Origin of the sequence: uncultured Cyclobacterium sp., from assembly GCF_963976465.1 — a bacterium.
Taxonomy (GTDB): Bacteria; Bacteroidota; Bacteroidia; order Cytophagales; family Cyclobacteriaceae; genus Cyclobacterium.
This window is the reverse complement of record NZ_CAXBOC010000347.1, coordinates 1-6,351: the sequence shown is the minus strand read 5'-3', so window position 1 is coordinate 6,351 and position 6,351 is coordinate 1. Positions and strand designations below refer to the sequence as shown.

7 protein-coding genes are annotated in these 6,351 nt (G+C 39.5%); all 7 read right to left on the bottom strand.

Annotated elements, in window-relative coordinates:
• A partial coding sequence (locus AAC037_RS17420) for a TolC family protein (RefSeq protein WP_339904349.1) occupies nucleotides 1-853 on the bottom strand: 853 nt, incomplete at its 3' end.
• 76 nt (nucleotides 854-929) lie between these two features.
• The gene (locus tag AAC037_RS17415; RefSeq protein ID WP_041934820.1) at nucleotides 930-1,379 is read right to left on the bottom strand and encodes a hypothetical protein; all 450 of its coding nucleotides are present in this window, start codon (nucleotides 1,377-1,379) and stop codon (nucleotides 930-932) included.
• Nucleotides 1,380-2,015: 636 nt separating this feature from the next.
• Nucleotides 2,016-3,359 carry a Na+/H+ antiporter NhaA gene (nhaA, locus tag AAC037_RS17410; protein ID WP_014022481.1) on the bottom strand — a complete coding sequence of 448 codons (1,344 nt, stop codon included), beginning with the start codon at nucleotides 3,357-3,359 and terminating at the stop codon, nucleotides 2,016-2,018.
• Nucleotides 3,344-3,700 carry an STAS/SEC14 domain-containing protein gene (locus AAC037_RS17405; RefSeq protein WP_014022482.1) on the bottom strand — a complete coding sequence of 119 codons (357 nt, stop codon included), beginning with the start codon at nucleotides 3,698-3,700 and terminating at the stop codon, nucleotides 3,344-3,346. Before AAC037_RS17405 ends, nhaA begins: the two co-directional genes overlap by 16 nt.
• 12 nt (nucleotides 3,701-3,712) lie before the next feature.
• Complete coding sequence (locus AAC037_RS17400; RefSeq protein ID WP_014022483.1) at nucleotides 3,713-5,029, bottom strand: amino acid permease; 1,317 nt, start codon at nucleotides 5,027-5,029, stop codon at nucleotides 3,713-3,715.
• Between the two features lie 7 nt (nucleotides 5,030-5,036).
• Nucleotides 5,037-5,831 (bottom strand): cation diffusion facilitator family transporter, encoded by a 795-nt coding sequence (locus AAC037_RS17395; protein ID WP_041935368.1) that lies wholly within the window; start codon nucleotides 5,829-5,831, stop codon nucleotides 5,037-5,039.
• The gene (locus tag AAC037_RS17390) at nucleotides 5,812-6,267 is read right to left on the bottom strand and encodes a transcriptional repressor (RefSeq protein WP_014022485.1); all 456 of its coding nucleotides are present in this window, start codon (nucleotides 6,265-6,267) and stop codon (nucleotides 5,812-5,814) included. Before AAC037_RS17390 ends, AAC037_RS17395 begins: the two co-directional genes overlap by 20 nt.
• Nucleotides 6,268-6,351 lie beyond the last annotated feature (84 nt).

Here is a 6,351-nt window from a genome sequence, read left to right as displayed (position 1 = left end):
AGGGAATAGAAACCCCGCCATAAACGCCTGAGTAGTTTGAGCCGGAAACTCCCTGATAGTTATACCCTGCAGTAATATTTGGAAGCAACTTATTCTTGGAAAGTTTGATCAGCTGCTGAGCCACATTTTCTTGCTCTCCAAGAATTCTTAATTCAGGATCTCGCTGTATTTTGTCCAGCCATAAACCTTCTGGATCATCGATAATAAGAGAACCCAAATAATCACTTTGAGAAAACACTAACTCCTTTCCGCCATTTAGGTTTTGAAGGTGAAGCATGATTTTTTTTCGATCTGCATTCAAAATATCCAGCTTAAACTGTTCTTGAATCCAGGAGATCTTAGCCTTATTGAGTTCAAGAACACCGGCTTGTTCGATCTCAAATAGCTGATTAATCTGTTCAAACAACTTCTTAGACTGCATGACTCTGACTTGCTCAACCTTCTGTTTTTTGGCAAAGAATATCAGTTCATTCAATAGTTTGACAGCTGGAAGCAATACCTCTTGCCTTTTCAATTGGTATTCCATAGCGTTCTGCGCCTCTTGCATCTCAATGAGGTTACCACGGGAGCTGTATACCGTTGGGAATTCAAAGGACTGGGTAACTTGAAACTCCGTGTAATCTCCTGAGGTGTGATTACCAAATGGAAGGTAATATGCATCCGCCTGTGGATCAGGGAGGTTATTTGAAGCTTTTTGCGATAGCTTTTTACTTTCCAAAAAGGAAGAAAAAGCCTTAAGCGTGGCATTATTCTGTTCAATTTGCTGTAAAGCATCCATTGTACTGGGAGACTGAGCTGCAGCAACAAACGAAAATAAGCACACGCAAAAAGCGAGTACATTATTTTTTAACATGAAGTTGAATTTAGAATGAATCAATAGTTCTCAATGAAATCAGTTCATTGACTTTGATAGGTTATCAAAGATTGATTTATCCTAAAGTTGGAGGCCCTCGAAGCGGTGAGGAAGTATAGTAATAAAAGTTATTGAAATCAGGTAAAAAAGGAATACCCGTTTTTTTTGTGAGTATAATATCAAGCGGAATTTTCTGCCCGTCCTGTTTTGCAATAAAAAAGTTAGTTTTCTTGCTTTGATTTTGCTCCTTTACACATTTCTCAACTACCAAATTATTGTCAACCAATTGATGTGCGTGGGCGTGGTTGGTTAATAAAAAAGAAATAAAATCGAAAGGATTGTGTTTGGAGGGATTTTGGTTGTTATGGTGTTGACCTTCTTCTTGATGTGAATGATGCTTGCCTTTATTCAAATCATGACTATGAGACTCATGATGATGATGAAAATGTGGGAATGAGTTGTGCATCATCATGACTAGCATAATGAGCAACATAAAAGCACCCCCTATTTTTCTTAGTTTTTTCATCAATAATCAAAAGTATGAATTTCGAATGGCAATTCATATTTTTTCAGAATTTTACGGAAAGTACTAGTTTTGGAAAATTATTATGTTGATTTTTTAAATTTGGTGAAATCCAGTTAAACTGGAATGGGAAAAGCCGATTTAAACCAAATAGGTTCATAGATAAAGGGCATTGTATCAGAAGTTCTAGATATTAATCTATAAACGGAGTTTCAACAAATCGTATTTACTACTAGTAAAATTTCGGAATATTCTAGTAAGGTGATTTCCTGATCCTTTTTTGAGACTGCTATAGATTGTTGTAGTGTACTATCACCTATTTTTTAGTTTATACTGGAATATGGACTAACCCGGTGGTATTAATATTTAGTCCATTAGTCGTAATATCTTTATATCTGCTCTAGCATAATTCAATAACCTGTTAGCTTACCAAACCCCTATCATTTTTGGATTTTTTCTGAGTAATATGCCCTATTTTTAGAAAATCAGGCTCTGGGACTACCAAATTCAGAATGAAAAACAATTAACCAACTCGTTAGTTATACATTAAAATCCCTATTGTTTTTATTCAGAAATGATGAAGTCTTATTTGTTATCGGCCAAAGCAGAAAAACATCAAAAGTAATATTCTCAGATGTATCATATATTTTCAATTTTGGGTTTGGTAAATAACAATGTAATGATCCCACCCAATGCAGCAACTAGTGAGGCTATTAAAATACTGATCTTGGAGATCTTGATAAACTCAGGATCAATAAACGCAAGATTTGTAATAAACAGTGACATGGTAAAGCCTATGCCAGCTATCATACCCATGCCGATAATATGTTTCCAACGTAGGGAGGTATGTAGTTCTGAGATGCCGAGCTTTTCACCAACAAAAGTAAAAAGACTAATACCGAGCACTTTACCGATAACCAAGCCTAATACAATACCCAAGCCTAAAGAACTGGAAACCACCTCTAAAATTCCCACATTCAGCTTTACTCCGGCATTGGCAATGGCGAAGATCGGAATAATGAAAAAAGCATTAAAGTCAATCAAAGCGTTTTCCAATTTAAGCAAAGGTGGCCTTGAGTTTTGCGTGTCCTTTTTCATGGCTTTAAGGATTTTGCTTTGACGAGTGTCTTGCATGGGGTCGCGGTTCTCAATGTCCGTCTCTTCCAATGCGGCCACATTCTTAGCAGTACGCTCTTTCAGTATTTTGCTATCCAGCTTTGGCTTTACAGGGATGGTGATAGCGAAGAGCACTCCTGCTATGGTAGGATGAACACCGGAATTAAGAAAGCAATACCACAATGCCACACCTCCCAAAATATACCAGATTAGGCTTTTTATACCAAAACGATTGCACAGCATTAATAATACAAATATGCCGACCCCAGAGCCAAGGAATAACCAACTCAGCTCATTGCTGTAAAACAGGGCGATGACCAATATGGCCCCCAAGTCATCAGCTATTGCGAGTGCCACCAAAAAGATTTTAAGCTGTGAAGGCACTTTTTTACCCAATAAACCGATGATACCCAATGAATAGGCAATATCGGTAGCCATAGGTATTCCCCAACCGCTGATATTCTCTGTTCCAGTATTGAGACTGACAAAAATCAAGGCAGGCACAACCATACCACCCAAAGCACCTAAAAGAGGCATTGACGCTTTTTTGAGGGAAGACAATTCTCCCACCATAATTTCTCTCTTTAGTTCCATCCCGGCCACTAAAAAGAATATGGCCATCAGTCCGTCATTGATCCATTCTTCTATGGTTAGCCCGAAACTGAAATGCTCTGAAAGCTCAAAAAGAAATTCATCAGTGAGGTAATGATGATATGCATCAGCCCATTGGGAATTGCCCAAAACCAATGCAAGGATTGTGGCCACAATCAACAACAGTCCACCGGAGGTTTCCCTATCCAGAAACTTTCGGGCAGTCTCTCCGATATACGCTAATCCGGTACTATTCCTATCTACTGATTGATCCATTCTTTAGCTTTTTGTTTCTCTTCAAGATCAAAATACCGGATATCAGCATTGGTAAATGGCTTCATGAACCGAGTAATCCAATCCTGCCACTTTTTTTCTCCAACCATAGCGATTTTTTCATAGTCGTTAGCGTGGGACAAATCCATTTTTAGATCTGCCCACAGACCCTTCATATCCCAACCGGTAAAATCCTGCATTTCAAAGTACCATCTCACTTTCTGTCCATGGTACACGATGTTGTGAATCAGAGGATGTATTTTTTGTATGTCAGCTTCAGTCAGGTTTTCCTGAGCTTTCGTAGCAATTACATTGTTTTTTGTAAAATCTAATACCTGTAGCATACTGAGTTTAATTTAATGGTTGAACAATTCCTTTTCGTTTTCAGGGTCTATTTCTTCTTTTGATTTTTTATCCAAAAAATAATCGAGGGCTCTGCCAACAACAATTGCACCCACAAATGCCGCATAAACCTGCCATTGATATTGGATTATTAGCGATAAACTAATTAGTATGGCCACGATAGGCAGTATTGGCACTTTGCCTACTGATAAGGGAACTTTGAAAGGCCGCTCTTGGTCAGGTGCTTTAAACCGAAGCACAATAAGCGCAACATTTACGGCAACAAAAACAAGCAAAGCTCCAAGAGATGACATCCCCGCTACAATTTTAATATCTCCTAGCAGTAAGAACCCAGCTACGGCTACCATAACTGCAAGCGTTGTCACCCAAGGTACTTTTTGAGTATTTGTTTTTATCATAAACTTTGGAAGTTCGCCCATCTTTGCCATTCCAAAAAGCACTCTACTAATGGAAATGATACCACTAAACGCGGCATTTGCTGTAGCGAAGAGAGCAGCTACCGCTAATACGACAGGCAACCAACTATTGAGATTTGATGCGGCAAGGGACAGTGGCGAATCCACTTCGGCCAAGGCAGAAGGATCTGCTATATTTAGTACAGTAAAGGCAATGAACAAGTAAATGATGGTAGTAATTACCATAGTCGATAAAAAAGCACGGGGAATTGTCTTTCCAGGGTTTTTAACTTCCGAACCCAATGCGGCCATATGCTCAAATCCGGTGTAGATAAAGAATAGCGTTGCAGTAGCGGCTAAGGTTCCTGACAGCGATTCCACCTTGAAAAAACCTGCTTTAGGTGCACCAGTCTCCAACAATCCAAATACAATGAGGATCAATAGACCCAGTAATTGTATGCTTACCATAATCACATTGGCAGTTGATGATTTTTTGATTCCGGTGATGCTTATTAAAGTGATCAACAGCAGGATACCATAACTAATTAAGAGGGAAGGCACATTGAAAAAAGTATTGAAGTAACCCGAAAAAGCCAATAATACTGCAGCAACTGTGGCGGAACTGTGAAAAGCAATTGTCCAGCCGGTAAGGAATGAAGGAATATCAATTTTGGGAAAAGCCTTTCTAACAAAAATGAATTCTGCACCTGCACTGGGGTATGTAGAAGAAAGTTCGGCATAGGAAAATGCAGAAAAACTTGCGGCCACCGCAGCAAAAATAAAGCTGAGCCAAAGGTCATATCCTGCCTGGCCAGCCGCTGCACCTATGACCGTATAGATCCCTGCACCTACAATGGTACCGACCCCATAAAAGGTTAGCCTTAGAACTCCGAGTTCTTTTTTTAATTCTGCCATAAAAATTTTATTTAGCCAGTTTCAAAATCCTCACTGCTCCACGCAATACAAAGGCAAAAACGATCCCGCCAACAATCAAATCGGGCCACTTACTTTCCAGAAAATAAACCAAGACACCAGCCAGTATTACCCCTCCGTTGACGATGATGTCATTAGAAGTGAAAATAGCACTGGCCTGCATGTGGGCCTCTTTGCTTTTTGCCTTGTTGATCAGCCATAATGAGACGAGGTTACCCACTAAAGCCAGCAGGGAAACGATAATCATCCACTGGAAAAGGGGTGTTTCGCTTTGGGTGAAAAACCTGCGTAGTACTTCTGAAAAGCCAAGGAGCGCCAGGCCCATTTGAAAATAACCACTGATCTTTGCTACTTTCTTCTTACGGGAAACAGCCGCTCCCACGGCAAAGAGACTCAGACCATAAACAATAGAATCAGCCAGCATGTCCAGCGAATCGGCAATGAGACCCATAGATGCAGAAATCCAACCCGTAGTCATTTCGATGACGAAAAATCCAAAATTGATTCCCAGCACCCACCAGAGTATTTTCTTGTGTTTGGTCTCGTCTTCGGCAATGGGCATTTCTGCCTCAGAAGTAGTACCTTGGAGTTGATCATTGAGGTTTAGTTCACTGATGGCATTTTGTATAGGCAGTACTTCATCCTGATGGAAGACGTCCAGCTTGCGTGCTGGGATGTCAAACTCCAGGTGCTTTATCTGGCCCAGAGGTTCCAGTTTCATGCGGATCATTTGCTCCTCCGAGGGGCAGTCCATTTTGGTTATACTAAATGTGCTTTTTTTCATTCCGGTAGTTTCCATTACATTTTTCGCAGATTCCATGCAACACCAAGTTTACCCTTATAATATGGTAGTCGCCTCCAATTGAAAGGAGATTTATTGGCATAGTTTCGGGTAAACAGAAGGTATTATTACATTTCTTACAGTGAAAGTGGAGGTGCCATTTTTTATCTATCGATCCAGGTTTTAATATTGCAAATTTTACTGTTCCCGTACCATCATCAATCCTGTGAACAATTCCTTTTTGTTCAAAAAGATTGATTGTGCGATAGAAAGTTGTTAGATTTATTGGCTTTTCCTGCCTGGAAGAAATAGCCAAAGCTTGTTGAAGTTCTTTTAAACTACAAGCTGTTTTCTTTCTAAGAATGTATTTAATCACCTTGGAACGAGTATCAGTTGATCGAATGCCATGATCCTTAAGTATATCTTCTGGAATGCTCATATTTTAATCAAAGGTTATAATATCTCAAGATAGGTGTTTTTTATATGCCAATAATCTCAATGCATTAAAGACTACCACCAAGGT

What these genes read in the sequence shown, in the direction of transcription:
- AAC037_RS17415 (WP_041934820.1), bottom strand. Translation starts at nt 1,379, where the DNA reads ATGAAAAAACTAAGAAAAATAGGGGGTGCTTTTATGTTGCTCATTATG.
- AAC037_RS17405 (WP_014022482.1), bottom strand. Translation starts at nt 3,700, where the DNA reads ATGCTACAGGTATTAGATTTTACAAAAAACAATGTAATTGCTACGAAA.
- AAC037_RS17390 (WP_014022485.1), bottom strand. Translation starts at nt 6,267, where the DNA reads ATGAGCATTCCAGAAGATATACTTAAGGATCATGGCATTCGATCAACT.
- AAC037_RS17400 (WP_014022483.1), bottom strand. Translation starts at nt 5,029, where the DNA reads ATGGCAGAATTAAAAAAAGAACTCGGAGTTCTAAGGCTAACCTTTTAT.
- nhaA (WP_014022481.1), bottom strand. Translation starts at nt 3,359, where the DNA reads ATGGATCAATCAGTAGATAGGAATAGTACCGGATTAGCGTATATCGGA.
- AAC037_RS17395 (WP_041935368.1), bottom strand. Translation starts at nt 5,831, where the DNA reads ATGAAAAAAAGCACATTTAGTATAACCAAAATGGACTGCCCCTCGGAG.